The sequence below is a fragment of the Sulfurovum sp. TSL6 genome, assembly GCF_019972115.1.
In the GTDB taxonomy this organism is placed as follows: Bacteria; Campylobacterota; Campylobacteria; order Campylobacterales; family Sulfurovaceae; genus Sulfurovum.
The window spans coordinates 134335-152659 of the sequence record NZ_BPFJ01000001.1 but is presented as its reverse complement, the minus strand read 5'-3'; the positions used below and the strand labels follow the sequence as shown (position 1 = coordinate 152659).

General features: G+C 37.0%; 24 protein-coding genes. 8 read left to right on the top strand and 16 right to left on the bottom strand.

The window, feature by feature from the left end:
- Positions 1-145 precede the first annotated feature (145 nt).
- From LDM93_RS00720 to LDM93_RS00710, 3 genes are read right to left on the bottom strand one after another with little or no spacing between them, the layout of a single operon-like run.
- The gene (locus LDM93_RS00720; protein ID WP_223889974.1) at positions 146-643 is read right to left on the bottom strand and encodes a redoxin family protein; all 498 of its coding nucleotides are present in this window, start codon (positions 641-643) and stop codon (positions 146-148) included.
- Positions 640-1485 carry a fructosamine kinase family protein gene (locus LDM93_RS00715; RefSeq protein WP_223889973.1) on the bottom strand — a complete coding sequence of 282 codons (846 nt, stop codon included), beginning with the start codon at positions 1483-1485 and terminating at the stop codon, positions 640-642. Before LDM93_RS00715 ends, LDM93_RS00720 begins: the two co-directional genes overlap by 4 nt.
- On the bottom strand, positions 1486-1704 hold the full coding sequence (locus tag LDM93_RS00710) for a hypothetical protein (RefSeq protein ID WP_223889972.1): 219 nt from the start codon (positions 1702-1704) through the stop codon (positions 1486-1488). It abuts the gene before it with no gap.
- 101 nt (positions 1705-1805) lie between these two features.
- On the opposite strand from LDM93_RS00710, the gene LDM93_RS00705 reads away from it, so the two are divergent.
- The gene (locus tag LDM93_RS00705) at positions 1806-2195 is read left to right on the top strand and encodes a cytidine deaminase (protein WP_223889971.1); all 390 of its coding nucleotides are present in this window, start codon (positions 1806-1808) and stop codon (positions 2193-2195) included.
- A 42-nt stretch (positions 2196-2237) separates the two neighbouring features.
- Complete coding sequence (locus tag LDM93_RS00700; protein ID WP_223889970.1) at positions 2238-2399, top strand: co-chaperone YbbN; 162 nt, start codon at positions 2238-2240, stop codon at positions 2397-2399.
- A gap of 151 nt (positions 2400-2550) precedes the next feature.
- On the opposite strand, the gene LDM93_RS00695 is transcribed toward LDM93_RS00700, so the two are convergent.
- Together LDM93_RS00695 and LDM93_RS00690 are read right to left on the bottom strand one after the other, a co-directional pair.
- Positions 2551-3075: a hypothetical protein gene (locus LDM93_RS00695; RefSeq protein ID WP_223889968.1), complete on the bottom strand. Its 525-nt coding sequence runs from the start codon at positions 3073-3075 to the stop codon at positions 2551-2553.
- Positions 3076-3077: 2 nt separating this feature from the next.
- Complete coding sequence (locus LDM93_RS00690) at positions 3078-3632, bottom strand: hypothetical protein (protein ID WP_223889966.1); 555 nt, start codon at positions 3630-3632, stop codon at positions 3078-3080.
- Between the two features lie 303 nt (positions 3633-3935).
- Here LDM93_RS00690 and LDM93_RS00685 point away from each other — a divergent pair, with 303 nt between their 5' ends.
- Positions 3936-4082, top strand: a complete 147-nt coding sequence (locus LDM93_RS00685; protein WP_223889964.1) for a hypothetical protein — start codon at positions 3936-3938, stop codon at positions 4080-4082.
- 155 nt (positions 4083-4237) lie between these two features.
- On the opposite strand, the gene LDM93_RS00680 is transcribed toward LDM93_RS00685, so the two are convergent.
- Positions 4238-4762 (bottom strand): hypothetical protein, encoded by a 525-nt coding sequence (locus LDM93_RS00680; protein ID WP_223889962.1) that lies wholly within the window; start codon positions 4760-4762, stop codon positions 4238-4240.
- A gap of 163 nt (positions 4763-4925) precedes the next feature.
- On the opposite strand from LDM93_RS00680, the gene LDM93_RS00675 reads away from it, so the two are divergent.
- Positions 4926-5495, top strand: a complete 570-nt coding sequence (locus tag LDM93_RS00675; protein WP_223889960.1) for a hypothetical protein — start codon at positions 4926-4928, stop codon at positions 5493-5495.
- 234 nt (positions 5496-5729) lie between these two features.
- Positions 5730-5915, top strand: a complete 186-nt coding sequence (locus LDM93_RS00670) for a hypothetical protein (RefSeq protein WP_223889959.1) — start codon at positions 5730-5732, stop codon at positions 5913-5915.
- Here LDM93_RS00670 and LDM93_RS00665 read toward each other — a convergent pair.
- Together LDM93_RS00665 and LDM93_RS00660 are read right to left on the bottom strand one after the other, a co-directional pair.
- Complete coding sequence (locus LDM93_RS00665; protein WP_223889958.1) at positions 5912-6880, bottom strand: MoxR family ATPase; 969 nt, start codon at positions 6878-6880, stop codon at positions 5912-5914. The two genes, LDM93_RS00670 and LDM93_RS00665, sit on opposite strands and share 4 nt — an antisense overlap.
- Before the next feature lie 68 nt (positions 6881-6948).
- Positions 6949-8826: a TRAP transporter large permease subunit gene (locus LDM93_RS00660; protein ID WP_308440687.1), complete on the bottom strand. Its 1878-nt coding sequence runs from the start codon at positions 8824-8826 to the stop codon at positions 6949-6951.
- Between the two features lie 146 nt (positions 8827-8972).
- Between LDM93_RS00660 and LDM93_RS00650 the strand changes: the two genes are divergently transcribed.
- Positions 8973-9236: a hypothetical protein gene (locus tag LDM93_RS00650; protein ID WP_223889957.1), complete on the top strand. Its 264-nt coding sequence runs from the start codon at positions 8973-8975 to the stop codon at positions 9234-9236.
- Positions 9237-9263: 27 nt separating this feature from the next.
- A complete protein-coding gene (locus tag LDM93_RS00645; protein ID WP_223889956.1) occupies positions 9264-10670 on the top strand; it encodes a CHAD domain-containing protein in 1407 nt (468 codons plus the stop codon).
- A 1-nt stretch (position 10671) separates the two neighbouring features.
- On the opposite strand, the gene LDM93_RS00640 is transcribed toward LDM93_RS00645, so the two are convergent.
- Entirely contained in the window at positions 10672-11478 is an 807-nt protein-coding gene (locus LDM93_RS00640) for a hypothetical protein (protein WP_223889955.1), read from the bottom strand.
- Between the two features lie 64 nt (positions 11479-11542).
- Between LDM93_RS00640 and LDM93_RS00635 the strand changes: the two genes are divergently transcribed.
- A complete protein-coding gene (locus tag LDM93_RS00635) occupies positions 11543-11974 on the top strand; it encodes an META domain-containing protein (protein WP_223889954.1) in 432 nt (143 codons plus the stop codon).
- Between the two features lie 4 nt (positions 11975-11978).
- On the opposite strand, the gene LDM93_RS00630 is transcribed toward LDM93_RS00635, so the two are convergent.
- From LDM93_RS00630 to LDM93_RS00605, 7 genes are all read right to left on the bottom strand, one after another.
- The gene (locus tag LDM93_RS00630; RefSeq protein ID WP_223889953.1) at positions 11979-13433 is read right to left on the bottom strand and encodes a UDP-N-acetylmuramoyl-tripeptide--D-alanyl-D-alanine ligase; all 1455 of its coding nucleotides are present in this window, start codon (positions 13431-13433) and stop codon (positions 11979-11981) included.
- Positions 13430-14161, bottom strand: coding sequence for an alpha/beta fold hydrolase (locus tag LDM93_RS00625; RefSeq protein WP_223889952.1), 732 nt, complete (start codon positions 14159-14161; stop codon positions 13430-13432). Before LDM93_RS00625 ends, LDM93_RS00630 begins: the two co-directional genes overlap by 4 nt.
- Before the next feature lie 234 nt (positions 14162-14395).
- Positions 14396-15355 (bottom strand): PA2778 family cysteine peptidase, encoded by a 960-nt coding sequence (locus LDM93_RS00620; RefSeq protein ID WP_223889950.1) that lies wholly within the window; start codon positions 15353-15355, stop codon positions 14396-14398.
- 7 nt (positions 15356-15362) lie between these two features.
- Positions 15363-15752 (bottom strand): PA2779 family protein, encoded by a 390-nt coding sequence (locus LDM93_RS00615; RefSeq protein WP_223889948.1) that lies wholly within the window; start codon positions 15750-15752, stop codon positions 15363-15365.
- Between the two features lie 354 nt (positions 15753-16106).
- Positions 16107-16556: a hypothetical protein gene (locus tag LDM93_RS00610; protein WP_223889946.1), complete on the bottom strand. Its 450-nt coding sequence runs from the start codon at positions 16554-16556 to the stop codon at positions 16107-16109.
- Positions 16557-16861: 305 nt separating this feature from the next.
- Positions 16862-16993, bottom strand: a complete 132-nt coding sequence (locus LDM93_RS11310) for a hypothetical protein (RefSeq protein WP_255586200.1) — start codon at positions 16991-16993, stop codon at positions 16862-16864.
- A 9-nt stretch (positions 16994-17002) separates the two neighbouring features.
- Positions 17003-18262, bottom strand: coding sequence for a L,D-transpeptidase family protein (locus LDM93_RS00605; RefSeq protein ID WP_223889945.1), 1260 nt, complete (start codon positions 18260-18262; stop codon positions 17003-17005).
- Positions 18263-18325 lie beyond the last annotated feature (63 nt).

Here is an 18325-nt window from a genome sequence, read left to right as displayed (position 1 = left end):
TTTCCTTATATACCAAACTATATAACGAAAATTATATCGTTATATACTTAAATATATAAAGAGTAGCAACTACCTATAAATGAGGAATTTATTTTTGGTACTTTGAGAATGAGTGGAGATATATTTCTTTATGCAATGACATCTGTTAGTCTATCCATTCCAATCTTGCTAGCAATCCTGCAGTTGTCGTATAACCTACTTCAGTAAACCTCAACTTGCCTTTGGCATCATAAATGAATGTAGTAGGATAAACCTTTATGTTAAATTCTGTTGTCCAGGCTCCATTGACATCATTTAAGACTTTAAAACTCAGTCCATTCTCTTGTATATAGGTTTTTACTTCTTCATCACTTCCCGAATTAACTGCAACAGTTAACACATCATACGCTTTTGACACTGTTTCTATATTGGGTGCTTCAAGTTTGCATGCCGGACAGGAAATAGCCCAAAAGTGGATAACTAATGGTTTTCCCTTCTCAATACTAAAGGTACTTCCATCTACAAGCCTTGCTTCTATCTGAGGCAGCTGGCTTGATCCAAGATCAGGTGCACGAATATAACTGATGATATTGCTCACTATAAACAGAAGTACCAAAATAATAGTGATCTCTTTGATGATAGATTTTATCTTCCATTGTTTCATACTTTTAACCTTTTAAGTATACGTTCAAGGTCGCCTACATAACTACCGCCATAAAGCGCAACATGCACCAAAAGTGGGTATATCTGATAGAGCGGTACTTTGTTTTCATAAAAATCATCACTTAGAGGATGGTTTTCCTGATAAACATTAAAAAACGTCTCTCCAAAAGTGCCAAAGAGCAGTATGAAAGCCAATTCCATCTCTTTGTCCCCATAGTAGATGGCAGGATCTATGAGACAAGCCCCCTCTCTCTCAAAAAGCACATTCCCGCTCCACACATCACCATGAAGCAAGGAAGGATAAATGGTACGCATATCTATCCGTTTATACAAGTCTCTGCATAATCCTTCTAAGCGTTCTACCATCTGTTTTGGTATCTTTCCTGAATCATAGCAGTGTCTTGCCATGGGCATGATACGCATCTGACCCAGGAAAAGTGTCCAATTGTATTGAGTTTGCTCATTTTTTTGGGGGAACGGACCGATGGTCGTGTCGTAATAATAGCCATACATACGACTCTCATTGGTTACAGAGTGCAATCTGCATAAAAGCTTTGCAGCTTCTATCTCTTGTGTGGTTTTAGCTTGACTCATAGTTTCAATATATTCAAGTACTAAAAAAGACCCTTTTGACAGAATCACATGAGGCACACGTATCTTAGCCTCATACAGATCCTCCAACATATGAGCTTCTATGGCCAATTTTTCTGTCTGTTCAGAAGTCTTTACTACATACCTTTGATCTTCTACACTGGCTAGGTAGATATCGCCTATCTGACCTTGCTGTAGCAACTCTAAACGCTTTACATGCTGGCCTAAAGCTTCACTGAGTTCCTCTTGCACTTAAATGTCCAGATCATCCCAAAATTCATCGAAGTCCAGGTTCGTCATAGCATTCTCGTCGAAGAGATTTTTCTCCATAAGCTTCTGCTGCTGAGACTCGAAGTACTCTTCCAATGCTTCTTCAAGCATGGTGTTGATGTCTTTGTTGAGAATCTCTGAAAAACTTTTAAGATTTTCTACCGTCGTTTCTTTAAGTTCTAATTTTATATGTTGTTCCATACTGATATTTTACTGTAACAAGTCTGTTTTCTTCTTTTTTCAAAGTATACGAATATTTTGATATACTGCCAAGAGTAGAACTACAAATACAAAGGGATGGTGTGAACGCAAGAAAATTGATTGAAGAAGCACACAGAATACTCGGAGAATATACGCTAAGTAGCGATCATTATTCTGCAGGATCCGTTGCTGCTGCACTTTTGACAAGCCAGGGCAATATCTACACAGGTATTAACATTGATATAGCCTGTGGTATTGGGTTTTGTGCAGAACACTCGGCCATTGCAGAAATGCTAAAGCACAGAGAGACAGAGATCGAAATGATTGTTGCTGTAAGTTCAGACTCCATCAGACCGCCATGTGGACGATGCAGAGAATTGTTATTTCAAGTCGATACGAAGAACATCAGTACCAAAGTCTATCTGTCTGAAGAGAAATATATGACTTTAAATGAACTGTTACCTAACCGTTGGGAACCAAGGTTAGGATAAGTTATTTGTTTCTAAACAAAGAAAGCATAGGTACAATACCATATGAAACTCACAGATAAAAATTATGAAAACATACTAAAAAACAATGATGAACCGGTCTTTATAGACTTTTACTCACCTACCTGCGGGCCTTGTCAAATGCTCACTAAACTCATAGATGAGAGACTTGAAAAGTATGGAGAAGAGAATTGTCAGTTCCAATAAAAAATACTAAAATTCATTGAAATACGCTACAAATTTTAAGGGCTAAAAAAACAAGATAGAAAACCTTATAAATTTATATATTTTATAAGGTTTTGGAAAAGACAATATTAATTATCTTTTAATAGCATTTTTACATGAAAAGTAAAACGATTTATAGAACTTCAACACTTTTATTTAATGCAGGAAACCAATTTACTTCAATAAAAGGTGGAGAATCGTTTTCTTTACATGTTTCTAAAGGTTTTAAAGTCATATTTGTGACTTTATGATCCCGTAAATTTTTTTTACTAATCTCAACATCATACATATCATTTTCATAACTAGCATTCATTAAATACATGTAGTTACTCTTTGGTGTAATATACCCGCCTAATGTTATATTTTGTGATCCAGAAAGTAATGACAATGTCTTGAAATTAATACGAAGATAATAGTGTTTATTATTCGTAAGTGCAAACTTGTTTATTCCATTATGGAGTTTCACTTCTCCTTTCATCTTCGGAGCGCATCTTCTATCATCGAGTTCATACACTTCTAAATATGTACTGCTATCAGCCTTGACATTTACTACAAGATTTTTTGTACCCTGCTGCTGATAAGCTCCTGGTGAAGAAGAACAACCATTCAACAGGAGCAATATACCAGTGAGGGTATAAAATAATAATTTACGTATCATATTTATGGTGCAATATTTGGGCATGATCTAGATCCAGTTTTTGCCCAATTCTTTATAGCGTTAACAATATCCTCTTGAACACCCATTAACATTGAACCACGATAAATATCAACTTGTGTTTTATTACCTTTTTTATGTAAATCTACAATTGCAATAAAATAACCATCTTTGAAAGCCTCACCGTAAATAGCAGAGGTCATGCCTGATTGTAGACTATCTGAATCGCCTTTTACCTCTAAAGTTGATAATGTGCGGCCTCTTTTAAACTTTGTCTTATAGTACATTTGATCCGTACTTGTTTGCATGTAGTATCCGTTATGTGTTGTACTTGTATGTTTAAATGATTTATTTAGGCATTTCTTCGAATTCCTCTGAAGTAAACTCGCTACCTTGTAGTATGGACGATTTACAACAAAGCTGTCTTTTTTAGTGCTAAACATACCACTACCAACTGATTCACGAACCTCTTGAGGAGTAGTTGGTGATGATGAACTTGCACATCCACTAAAGATAGTTGTAAGCAATAGAGCACTCGCTAATATGGTTAATTTTTTCATTGTTTCCCTTTTATATTAATTATAGATTATATTCTACTTATTAAATGTAATATTTATGTCATATAAAAATAATCTCATAATATCCAATACAGGAATACTGATAGAAGATTTATAGCAAAGTCTGTCAAATACGTATACTAATTTAAAAGGGAAAACAAGATGGAAACCTTATAAAGTTATATATTTTATAAGGTTTTCTCTTCACACTAGTTTCACACTTCTTGTTTATACTTCATTCTGTAATTCAATAACACGGTTCTGATCTTGAGTATCAGATGGATATTTAAATAAAAAGGATTTAATATGAAAAAATTTACAGCAATCTTACTTCTAACAATCGGTTTAGCTTCAAGCGCTATGGCACATCATCCTGCACCAGTAGATCAAGCTGGCTCAGGAATACCAGATAATTCTGGACACTGGGATGCATATCTTGGTGGTTCATTTTAATATATTGTGAATAAAAAAAGCAAGGCGTATCCTAAAGCTAGGGTACGCCTTTTTTCTTTTCTCTTAGAAAACATTCATACTCAACTTCATACTTATCTTTAACAATTAGCAGCTAATAAAACCTAATAAATTTATATATTTTATAAGGTTTTTTACTACTCATATTTACTTGTGTTAAAGTCACAAAAGTTTTTACCCTTGCTTGGTCTAGGCACAAGATAAATATCTCCTGATAAATGTTGTTGATATTGCAAGTAAGCATTATTTCGTTCAGAAATATTAAAATAAATATTATCAAACGATGTACCTAAAATTTTTTGCTGAATATATTTAGTGTCTCCAAACATGTCAGCAAATACACGAAAATATCCTTCACAATAAACTGGAGCACTGACTATATTATGAATCTCTTTAGCCCTCTTAGGAGTCTCCAATACTTTCTTATAAGCTCTTCCCGCCTGCATCGCAATATCTATATGTATAGGATGTTTATCTTTATACGTCTTGTATATCCACCGTTCCACATCATCCCTTACACCATTATTGTTTGAGTCTATTCCAAGAAGTGTCGAGTTGTTTATTTTAGGATCTGGTTCAGGTGGTAGAGTGTGTCCATTTATGGTTTCGGAATAAATGTTTGAAGTTAAGAGTAACAATAGAGTAAATCCAAATTTTTTCATATATAGCCTTTGTTTTCAATACTATTAACTATATGCTATCTTAATTCTCTGAAAGTGAAAACCTCATAAAGTTATATATTTTATAAGGTTTTGAAAAGAAGACATTTCTGATATACTCTTAATACTGAAATTGCACAATCAAAGGAAGAGGAAAACAATCACGATGAATATTAAAAATATGATAGTAGAAAATTTTCCTGCTATGATAAAAAGTTTGTTATTGTCAGTCATTACAGTTTTCTTTTTGATATTTATATTACCTTTACTCGCTATATATATTTCCTATCAATTAAGCCCAGATCCTCCTCTACCGAAAGTAACTTATGGTGAATTTCCTTTCAAATTAGAATATTCAATAGATGGAAAGAAGTTTACAGTAAGTGATACTTTAATTTGTGAATATGATGGAATAGGTATAAATGAAGCAGTTGGTAAACACAGAAAATGGAAAAGTCATCTAGCAAGCAAGAATGACAGAATAACTCTTTTGAAAATCAACGACTCATTGGAAATTTATTATTCACCTGGCTATGCTCGATATTATATGGGAGATCTCTACTCTCAAGAAACATACAATCATATGTTTCCAGATGCAGGTATTCTCACTCAAGAAGATAGTAGGGTTATTTATGAAGTAATTAGTGCTAAGGACTTGTTTAGCAAGTATAAAATAAAACTTTTACATTGGGAACATACTACACCAATAGTAAATCATTTTGTCTTATCAGAATAGTTTTATAGAATATCAAATACTGAATAAAACCAAAACCTTATAATCTAACATATTTTATAAGGTTTATCGCTGTAGCGACGTTTGCAGTCCATAAAATCTCCCCTTCCAATAGAAAACCTTATAAAACATGATACTATGGTATATTTTATAAGGTTTTTGCTTCTAAAAGCTTGTAGTATTTTTCATTGGATTTTAGAGTTTTTTGTTGGAACTGACAAGAATGGGGTAAAAGTGATGAAATGTGACGTCTCGAGTAACCCTAAACTCGCATCTACATTCAAAGTACGTTCTGTACCATTTACCATCGCCGTACTCAAGCTCAACTATCCTGAAATAGGACTCAAACACGAATCATACTACTTCGAGCTCATAGACAAACTGGCAGGCAAAGGATCATTCTTCAGTCGACTCTTTACCTAAGCCTTTGGAAATGGTACCTGTTCTAAAATAATATCTATGATCCCTTCTGCAGTTCTTTTATTTTGAAGGGCATGTTCACTGATAACCAACCGATGATGAAAGACATCGTGTATCACGGCCTGTACATCTTGCACTGTCATTTCATCTCTGCCATGCATCCATGCATTGGCTTGAGCACATTGGGTAAGTGCCAGGGTTGCACGTGGACTTACCCCAACGTCTATCATCACTTCAAGTTGTTTGCTGTATCTAAGCGGATAACGTGTGGCAAATACAAGCTCTACCATATAATGCCCCAGTGCATCACTGAATTTCACTTGCGCAACCTCACGGCGTGCGGCAAAGATCATCTCCTGCGAGATCTTTGCCTGAGGTGCAGGCGCATTAAATCTCTCTTCTTGTATCATTTTGATCATTTGAAATTCTGCATCCATCTTCGCATAATCAATCTTCACATGCATGAAAAAACGGTCTTTTTGTGCTTCTGACAAAGGGAAAGTTCCCTCTTGTTCCAAAGGGTTTTGTGTGGCCATCACGATGAAGAGTTGAGGAAGTTTATGTGTTTTCCCTGCTACCGTCACCTGTCGTTCTTCCATCGCTTCAAGCATGGCTGATTGTATTTTGGCTGGGGCACGATTGATCTCATCAGCCAAGATAATATTTCCAAAGATAGGGCCCGGATGAAAATGGAAGGTTTGTTTCCCCTTCTCATCGTGCAACAGCTGCGTTCCTATCACATCCAAGGGAAGCAGATCAGGCGTAAACTGTATACGTGAAAATTTACCTTCGATCGCATCTGCCATGGCACGTACAGCTCTGGTCTTTGCCAGTCCCGGCAATCCTTCCACCAGTATATTACCATCGGCAAGCAATCCCATAATCAATCTTGAAACAATATGCTCCTGTCCTAAAACAGCTGCATTCATTCTATCTTCCAGTATTTTAATGGCTTCTCTGGCCGTCATTTTGATCCTTATCTCTCAGTATTCATCCTATCATACCCATACATCTATTATATCATCAATCTATGATACTATTTCCCAAACAGATAGATCAGATCGGGATAAAAAAGTATGATCAGCAGTGCTAAGAGCTGTAATCCTATAAACGGTATGACACCCTTGTATATGGCTCCCGTACTCACTTTGTCACCTGCAGCACCCTTGAGGTAAAAAAGTGCAAAACCAAAGGGAGGTGTCAGAAATGATGCCTGCAGGTTCATGGCTATGAGTATGGCAAACCATACAGGGTCTATACCAAAAGATGCCACGATAGGCACCAAAATAGGTACGACCACAAAAGCTATCTCAATGAAATCGATAAAAAAGCCCAGTAGGAAAATGGCCAGCATTGCAATGAGAATAAACATCCATTTGTCACCCATATCTCCTGCAAAGAATTCCATCGCCATATCTCCGCCACCCAGCTCGTTAAAGACCAGTGAAAAGGCTGTCGCACCGATGAGTATCATAAAGATCATTGCAGTGAGTTTAACTGTTTCTATAGCTGCATAGCGTACCATGTCATAAGAGAAGTTTCTTTTACCCCATGCCAATAGCATAGCACCCAAAACACCTATAGCCGCTGATTCTGAAGGCGATGCAATACCCGCAAAGATGGAACCCAGCACTACTCCTATAAGCAGTAAAGGAGGTATGATCTCTTTGAACGCTTCTTTCAACACCTTTGCATATGCTTCTTCTGATACAATAGCAGGTGCAATCTCTTTGTTCAAGTATGAAATGAGTAGGATGTAAATGATATACAGACCAATGAGTAAAAGTCCCGGTACTACAGCTGCACGGAACAAGTCACCCACAGACAAATGCATTTGATCGCCCAAAATAATGAGAATGATAGAAGGAGGAATAAGCTGCCCAAGTGTACCGCTCGCAGCGATAGACCCAGAAGCCAATGCTGGTGAATAGTGATGTTTAAGCATCAACGGAAGCGCGATGAGACTCATCATCACCACAGATGCACCGACGATACCTGTACTTGCTGCGAGTATAGCTCCCACTAACACCACAGAGATAGCCAAACCACCTCTGATCGAACCAAAAAGTTTACCCATAGAGAGTAACAAACCTTCTGCCATCTTGGATTTTTCCAGTATCAATCCCATAAAGATGAAGAGTGGAACAGCCATCAATGTAGCATTACCCATGATACCATAGGTTCTGTAAGGCAGCATCTCAAGTACGCTCAACCCTACTTCATTTGAAATAGTAGCAAAAAGCAGTGCCACTCCTGCAAATACAAAGGCAACTTGAAAACCGGCCATCAGCAAGAACAGTGTCAAAGCAAACATGAGCAGTATAGGATCGAGCCAATAAGCCATATCATAATGATCTGCCGTATAGATAAGCACGCCAAGTATGGTTACGATACCTAAAATACAAAGAAATGTTTTTTTACTTTCCAATCTTCCAAATGCTTTGAGTACTTCACTCAGCGCCTGTATGATAAGCAGTATAAAAGAGAGTACCAAGACACCCTTAATGATATAACGATGTGTTAATCCACCAGGATCACTTGATATCTCATGCTGTAGATAACTCTGTATCAGCATGTCTATAGAATCAGATAAAAAAACCAGAGAAAAAGGAATCACCAGAAATAGCATTGAGAGTATCTGTACAATACCCTTGTTCTCTTTGCTGTAAAGCTCAAAAAAGATATCTACTCTTACATGTTTGTCATGTTTAAGGGCATAGGTTAATCCCAGTAAAAATATCACATCAAAGAGGTGCCATTCTACTTCCTGAAGCGCTATCGAACCTGCTGAAAAAAGATAACGCATTATTGCATCATAAGCTACCAACAAAGAAAGCAAAAGCACTAGAAATGCTGCTATAGTTCCTGCATATTTAGAGATACTATCCAGATAGTAGGAAGATTTTACGTACATAATAATGTGTCTCTTTTTAAAATTTTTTTAAATTTTATCTTTTTTGTGATGAGGAGTTGCTTGCCTTAGTATAGACCTCTTCTTCACTCTCTAAAGTAAAAAGGATTTCTCATAAATTATGATACAATTTATTAAAAAGGATTTCTATGTTACAAGAGAGTATAAAAAGTATGATTAAGTACGCGATCGAACTCGACATCGACTATATTGAGAGTTTCTTAGGATATGAAGGTGATAAAGTTATTGAATTCATTACTAAAAAAAAAGAGGTAGTAGATCTTATAGAATCATATGCAAAAAACCTGGACTTGGATTGTAAACATGAATATGAAATCTCTGGAGAGCATGGACCTTGTTATAATATATTTATAGGGGTAGAAGATCCTTCTGTTTTTAAACTAAAAAATTAATATCTAATGTCTTATTCAGGGTAATAAATGAAAGAAATAGAAAGAAAGTATCTGCTTAAAGATTCCATACGCTCCCTGATAGATGAATATGGACTAAAAAAACACAAGATCACTCAGTTTTATACAACTATCACAGCAGATAAAGGCGTACGGTATAGGCAGATGGATGATAGCTACTTTAAAACTGTCAAATATGGAATAGGAGCTTCAAGAGATGAAGAAGAAGTAGAGATATCTGAAAAAAAATTTCAAAAAAAATTTCAAGACCGCATCAAAGAACCTATACGAAAAAATCGATATATATTCCACTTCGAAGGGGAAGAGTACTCCATAGATGTGTTTAAGGAAGCCTTCAAAGGTCTCAATATACTTGAAATTGAGTTTCAAAGTATGGAGGATTTTGAACGGTTCGAATTGCCTCCTGTACTTGAAATGCATGTCATCAAGGATGTAAGCTTTGATGAGTCTTTTAAGAATAAAAATATGGTTTTACACGGCAAACCCCAAACGGCCTATGATGTGGATGCCATATTCACAGAACTGGACAAAAAAGATATCGATGAGCTTGATGCCTATTTCATACCTAATCTCTCATCTATGGATGCCCTGCGGGTCATCTTATACAAGTTTTCACGGTCTATACTCGCGCATAAAGAACGTATCCTTATGAATGATGATACAGAAGACCTGCATCAGTTCAGAGTCAACATCAGAAAATCCAGAGCTTTTTTAAAAGAGTTTAAGTTTCTTTTTCCAAAAGAGCATTATAACTACTTCAATGAAAACTTAGACAGTTTTGCAACGCAAACGAACCAAAAAAGAGATCTTGATGTCATCAAAGAACGTTTAAAAGAAGTAGATACATATCATGATACCATTCAAGAAGACATTAAAGAACAACAAGTGCGCGAACAGCACGTAATAGAAGAGATGTTAAAAGGAAAAATATTTGAAGATTTCTTTCTAGCTTATCAAAATGCATTAAAACAAGATACACTTCTTACTTCTGATAACAATCAAGATACCATAGAACATACAGCCCAAAAGGTCATCAAAGCACTCCAACTTAAGATCGTAAAAAAGATAAATACCTTAGAAAAAGAGTTTAGTGATAAAAAGCTCCATAAGATCAGGATTTCACTGAAAAAACTTCGTTATCTCCTTGAAGAGTTCCAACATATCTTTGGCGAAAAAAAGATCAAAAAGATGATTGAAAAAGGTAAAAAATTGCAAACCTTACTTGGAGATTTCAATGATACGGTGAATCAGAACAAACTTCTACATGACTATTTTAAATCTAAGAAAAAAAGTATATCACACTGTCAGGAACTTGAAGAGAGACTACTGGGAAAAACATCAAAGAAGCAAAAGAAGTTACTGCGTAAAGCCCAAAAAAAGCTGCACAAGTTTAAAAAGCATACCATCGCATTCTAAGCTACTTCCAATAGGTATCTAGCCGAACATTCCACCCTTTTCGCCAACGTTCTTCGCCACGTGCAGGAGGAGAGTTCTTGATACGCCTGCTTAACATCGCTTTGGCAGACTCGGCAAAAGCTTTCAATCTGTTTGGTTCCTGTGGATCCATATGCTCGAGTACCTGCAGAAGTCCCCATCCCTGACCTTTGTAACGTTCACTTTTGAGTGTGCCTTCACCTTTAAAGTTGGTATAGTCCAAAAGGACATAAAGTCCTTTTTCGTTGACTGAGCCATTTTTGTTATGCATGACTTCATAAAAACGTTTCTTGATGCGTTCCTGTTTTTCAGTTTCTTCTATAGTCTCCAGCATTTGAGGCAGGGCAGTACTTAAACGCTGTGCCATAAAAGCTGCCTGTTCCGGCATTGTCGTTTTCAGAAACGTGAACAACTCTACATACTTTTTACTCTGTGACCTCTTTGCCTCGAAAAATGCTTCTTTGGTATCCCATGGGAGAGGTGTTTTGGAATTCAGCCAATCTGGCATCGCTACACCCCTTTCTTCCATAAAGGTCAGTACCATAGGAAAAACCTCTCTGAAACGTTCTGTATGCCCTTTAGAGAACCAGATAAAGTGTCCTATACCTACAGAGGCAAAGTCTTCACCTTCATTCCAATGTACCAGATACTTGTCAAGCCCTGCACCTTCATTCTGCCATACTTTTTGGGCGATGAATTTGGCTTGCTTATCTGTGAGCCTGATATCTGTAGCAAAAAGTATCGACTGCGATAGTGATAGTAATAAAATCAAGTAGAAAATCGTTCTCATACATACTCCGTTAATCATTTCAATGTAGAATTTCATTATACAATATAAAACTGGGGAGTTTTCAATGCTTTACAAAAAAACACTTTTGCTTACGCTATTGGCATCTTTATGTACCAGTTATCTGTCAGCTCAACCAAAAAGCATCGACCTTGATGATCTTGATGGAAACTGGCATTTGCGTAGCGTGGATGGGAAAGATGTACGAAAAGCCAGAGCCATTTTAGACTTTGATGCAAAACATATGAAATTAAACGGATTTGATGGATGCAATCCTATGTCAAGTGAATTAAAAGCAGACAATACGATCATTAAATCTACAAAACTTTCAACCAAAAAAAATGGTTGTAGACAATCTATACACAGGTACGTAAGAACAAGACTGCACAAAACAGTAAAAGAAGGATTTACTGTCATTAAGGCTAAACAGAATGGTGTAGATGGCATTCTTATCAAAAGTGCCAAGCATGAACTCTTTTTTAAATGGATGAGTTCCTAGTCACTTAGACGAAACTCGGAGCATCATTCGCAAAGAGTATCAGGTCTCCTGGACGTGTTTGTTCCACAAGCATCGCTTCCATCTCGCCTTTGGTGGCAAGTTTCACTAATTTATCAGCCTCTACATACTCTTTAAAGATCGCATAGTTCAAGTCTCCTGTCACTACTACGATATCAAACACTTCATTGGCTCTTTGTGCAACTTGAACATTCAGTGCATCATCCACTTCAACAAGGCCTGGAGTGATCACGACCTTACGTCCTTCATATGTACTTGCTAGGTCAAAGGAAGCCATCATACCATCGATATTTCCGTTGAAACTGTCATCGAGAATCACTTTCCCACCAGCATCGATACGTTGCAATCTATGATCCACTGCTTTGAGTGTAGAAAGGCCTTCTTGTATCTGCTTATCACTGAGTCCAAGCTCTTTAGCTACAAGTACTGCCGCTGCTAAGTTCATCGCATTAAATGCCCCCAGAATACTTGCCGAGTACTGTACACCATCAAGTGTAAAGCTTGTACTTTCCAGTGTTGCCTGGACATTTTCTATGACATACTCCGGAGCAGCCTCTTTGGTACGTATATCCAAGTTCTCTTTAGTACCGAAAGTATGTACATTAGACTCTGGTTTGACTCTGGCACTTTCATGTATCCACGCTTCTTTAAGTCTCTCTGTTTTGAGTATCTCCATCTTTGTGTTACGGATGTTTTCAATCGTTTTAAAGTACTCTATATGTGCAGGACCTATCTTACCCACTACTACATAATGAGGGTTCACAAAGGTACTGATCTCGGCGATGTCACCCTCACCTCTTGCCCCCATCTCAACGACATACACTTCTGTGTCCTCAGGAAGATCATCATTGACATCTTTCATTACGCCCCCAAGTGTATTGACAGAACGTGGTGTAGCATAAGTTTTATATTTGGCTTTAAGCAAATGCTCTATGTAGTTTTTGATGCTTGTCTTTCCGTAACTGGCTGTGATACCCACTACTATAAGGTCTTCCATCGCTTCTATCTTTTGTTGCGCTTTTACTTTAAAGCCGTTAAAAAGCATCTTTTCAATGAACATAGAAACAAAGTAGGCTAAAAAGAGTGGTAAAACTACAGCAAAATGCTTAAATACCACAGCGATGAAAAGTGCAAAAAGGATAAGAGCCGCATAAAAACGTTTCACTCTTCCTGTAAACACCAAAGGTTTGTCAAGGCCTCTATACCACTGGAACAATAAAGCTAAATAAGCGACAACCACAACAAAACCATACTCACTCATACCATCTACAAAGGCATAGAGTGCAAACGGTACCAAGAAGTATACAAAGTGCCACCATGTCTTGGTATGATGAAAAAGTACACGGTTCAGCTTATAGCTGTACCACTGCAAGTTGGTGATAAAATAATAGCCTATAGCTAAAATAAAAAGTGTGTAAAAAATAGAATTTAATAGTATCATTTTGTCATTTCCTTACAGTGTTCAGTGATCGCTTTAGCGATAAAGTCTTTATGTGTCAAAAAGAAATAATGGTCTCCATCCAACGGATAGAAAACACTATTTTCAATGAGCCCTGCTATCTTCTCACCTGTATAAAGTGGTGTAGCCGTATCTTCTTTCCCCCAAAAACAGAGTGCTTTGCTTTTACTTTTGGCAAACTCTGCTTCAAAGTCTTCATCCACTACATTTTTAAATGTTTCGTACATCTCATGACTCATGCCCTGTGCATCAGGTGCTACAAAAAGTTCACGTATCTTCTTCATACCCAGAGGCTTAAGGAGTTTAAAGGTAGCGATCTTCACTTTTACAGACCAAGGTTTCACCGTCACAATACCTGCAGAAGAAAGAAGGACCAGGCAAGGAGTGTTCAATAGTGTAGCAACTTTACCGCCAAAAGAGTGCCCCATAGCGATAGTGGCCTTGACATCCAATGCATCCAAAAAAAGTTGTACGATATTGGCATAATCTTTTGTAGTCAGGATCATCTCATTACTGCTCTTACCAAACCCGGGCATATCTAAGTAAACGTGTTTGAAATCCGGCAATGCATTTCCAAATGCCTGTTTCATGATCTCTTTACTGCTTCCCCATCCGTGAAGTATGAGCAGTAGCTTATCTTTTGTTGGGTTGACCAATTCATAAGCGAGTTTAAAAGTCTGTTCTTTGTAGCGTATCTCTTTAGATGCCATGTTTCACCGTTCATAAAAAATTGAATTATTCTAACATAAAGCTACTATTCATTGGCTTCAGATATATCATGTAGATATTTTAATTTTAGAGTAGTGTAAAATTGTTGTAAATACTTTCATTACGACTAGAGTATAGCTAGACCCTGCACATAAAAATTGGTTATCAGATTAAAAAGTTGTTTTTAGTCAAATAAGGAGGAAAAGTTTACTAAATGATCTAATCATATATCAGTACTACTCCTTTTTTGGAAGAGGAGTGCACCCTTGAATGATCTCTTTTCGTGTAGATTTTAGCATGGCTTGCATCCCGGAATCTTCAGTCACAGCCTTTCTAATGACTCTCATCGCATCTTTTTTTCTACCCGTCCGGCATAGAAGATCAGCTAAATTATTGAGTGCCATGGTATGTGCCGGTTCAAGAGACAAGAGTTTATGGTAGCTTTGTTCCGCTTCAGTGAACCGATGAGAATGATAATAGGCATTGGCTAATGCAAAATGTGTATCAATATCTTTCGGCCAACGCAGCAGCGCAGATTTATAAGCGATGATGGCATCATCCCTCATTCCTGTTTTTTCAAGATCATATGCAGCACGTAAAAACAGTTTCGGTGAAGCTGATGCAGGCAGCTGGTCAGGCGGAAGAAGTACAACTCCCCAGTTACCGCTCCGTTTCCAAAGTGCCATAAATGTAGAGATCGACATTGCCTCATTTGGCCGATCTGAAAAATGCATCAAAACAGTTTGCTTATCTCTATCATACCCTGTTACAGGTGCATAATGCCAGAGCGGATACCATGAGTAACCACGATTAACAAGTACAATGACAGGATGTTGTTCTCCCAATTCTGCAAGAAGTGCATCAAACGTTGGTTCCAAAGGATAGACAAGTTGACCATTAGCCCGTGCAGTGGAGACGAGTTCTACCTGCAGCGTACCGCCTTTTGCAGGAATCAATGTCCGTTTATCCAATTCATTCCGTGATAAACGGGGGACATAAGATGTTGTTGACTGCCAATATGAGGAGACCATCTCAATAGATGTCGAACCGCATAGATCAGAACGCGGAGGTACAAAAGGGACTTTTATAGTTGAAGAAGCATGGTACTTACCTAAAGGCGAAAGCTCTTTGGGCGTACAACCGCTCAGCAGTAGCCAAGCGGAGAGTACCAATAGTAAGGAAAGGTAGTTGTTCAATCGCACATTAACGAAGTGAACGGGTAAAGCCAAATACTTTTGTAACTCCTAGAATATCAGTGATCACCAAAAGTACAAAAACAAAAACAACCGCACCTATCAATGAACCCACTGCACTGCTTCCAGCTGGCATTGTGTCGATCTTATGAGCGATTTGTGATGCCTCTTCATCCGTCATTGAGGCAACTCTCTCTTCGATCATTTGCGGATCAACATCCATCTGTTCCAATATTTTGGCTACATCTTCACGAGCAGCAAATTGAATGACTTTCTCTTTTGGAGATACTGTTACCGAGTGTTCAAAAAGTGCCTCAGTAGAAGCCATCTGTGCCCATGAAGTTTGAGTGAGCATTGAGATACTTAAGATGACAGATAAAAAAAGTTTTGAAATGCGCATGATAACCCCCGTTATATTAATTTTTAATCTTTAAGATTCTAATTATATTAAGGTTAAATGTACCTTAATATCTTCCATTCTGAAGCGTACCGTATGAGAGTCTGTTCTTTGTAGCGTATCTCTTTAGATACCATATTTCACCATTTATTTTGTATGAAAGTATTTTAATATATGAGGCACTATCCATTCGCTTCGTTCCCTGACATGTAATAAACTTCAAAATAAATAGACTATGGTGTTTCAACAAAGAATTTAAATGAAAGAATTTGTCTTGAGGAGTCTTCTAATTGAAACGAATACTGTATTAAAGAGATAGACTATAGATATCTATAGTCTGTACTCTATAATATAGTCTTACTGTACACCGTACTCAGTGGCATCAATCTCTTCAATAAACTGTTTGATATGAAAGGTAACAAGGTTTGCTATATCTTCTGGTGTCTTTGATAGATACTGAGGTCCAATACGTACATTTTGGTTCATCATATGTGTCCCGCCAGACGCATACTTCACTTGTATATAAGGATCGTTAGCGACACTGTAAGGATCTGGTGTTGTTGCTTCTTCAGGTATACAATATTCAAGCTCAATGTCCGGGTTGGCCATTGCGTTATACACGAATTCTACAACTTTTTCCAGTTTCTTGTTATTTTCTTGTTTTTCTTTTTCAATTTTTTCTGGATTCTTCACAAGTGCTAAAAGGTTTTCCAATTTCTCTTTTACTTCTTTTATCAGTACAGTTTCATCTGGATCATTCAGAAGTAATACAATTTCTTCCAGTTTTTCTTGATATATTTTTTCCATGATTATTTCTCCTAGAATTATATCGCTCATCATTTCAATGATCAGCATAAAATATTACTATGATAGAGATACTAAATAGTTTCATATCTCTATCACACCTCCAGCTCATTCTTCATTGTATCAAAAAAACTTAAATTATTGAAATAAAAAGTTTTAAATGATAAATATAATACTATTTGTTAAAATTATATTTAAGTATTATTATTACACAAAGTATCTAAAATAAGGAAGTGTAGTATTTCGTTAAGATCAATTTTATAATGAAATGAGAATTCAATCATTGACCAAGCCTCACAATGATATTACTATTCATTTGCTTCATAGATCGAGTAAAGTCCATTCTCCACTTTGATATACGGTGGTAAATGCTCTGTTTCGAAGTGCACAAACCCTTCTTTAAGGTTTACCCAAAAATCATACCATGCCCTTAGCATCATCTCTTTGTCTTAGAAGTTAAGTTTTTGTGACTTGTCAAAGCCATAAATATCATTAAATACTAACAGATCTCCACACTCATCTACATAGGTTGTCAAGTATGAAGTATGTACAGGTAACTTTTTAGTCAGCCCCATATGGTGTGTCTCTAAAGAGTCATACCACTCTTTGACTTCTTCTGGAGTATTCTCAGTATAATGCTTTGAGATATGGTCTAGCATCACCACCGGCTTTTCAAGTCTCACACATCCATGACTGTAGGTACGTACTTTACGTTTAAAGAGATGTTTTGCCTGTGTATCATGCATATAGACAGAATGTTTGTTCGGGAAGATGAACTTGACGCGTCCTAAACCATTTTTCTTTGAGGGTACTTCTATGAACTTATACGTCATCTCTGTTAGATTTTGTTCTTCGACTAGATAAGCTTCCCAATCTACAGAATCCTGACTTACTGCTGTCGTATTAAGATCATAAGATTTACGTATCACCATATTATGGTCTACCAAATAGTTTGGATCTTTTAAAAGTTTTGGGATCACTTCATTTCTGGCGATACTGTCCGGAACACCCCACTGAGGGTTGAGGGTCACATAAGAGAGATCTGCAGAAAAGATAGGTGTTTGCATTTTTCTTTGACCTACTACAACTGCCATTGCTACAGCTGTACCATTGGTATCGATCACCCGGACAGTATACTCAGGGATATTGACCAAAGCATAATTGTCTCCGAGACCTGGCTTCATCAGTTTCAATCTTTCTAGGTTAAGACGAATTTTACGAAGTGTTTTTTTTGAAGTGTTTTTATCACCTCCTAAAAGCTTATATCTTTTCTGAAGATCAAAAAATTGCGTATACTCAGGCACATAAGGTTTTAATATCTCTTCTATACTCTGTCCCGCTTTAAGCTTTCTCATGATATCGGATGCTTTAACCTCTTGCATGTATGTTTCATAATAGGTTGCGATCTTCTCCTCTACCCTTTTCTCTTGTGATGCATTGAAACTTTCCAGATCTATACAACCATTGGCAAGGTTCTTGGCATAGGATACAAGTAATTTGGACATGAGTTTGGAGTTTTCACTCTCTTTTACCTTCTCATAAAGCGCCTGCTGATTACAGATAGAAGCATATTTATCTGTTTTCAATATCGCTAAGAATTCCTCTTTTTGAGTTGATCTCCAACCTTCTGCATCAGGTGTTCCCACACCACATCCCGTCAATACCATAGCTGATACTCCCCAGAGTATCAACATCAACATTTTTTTCATTCTAAATCCCCTCCATTTAAACTCAAAAAAATAATATATAATAATCGTATCATATTCGTGTCA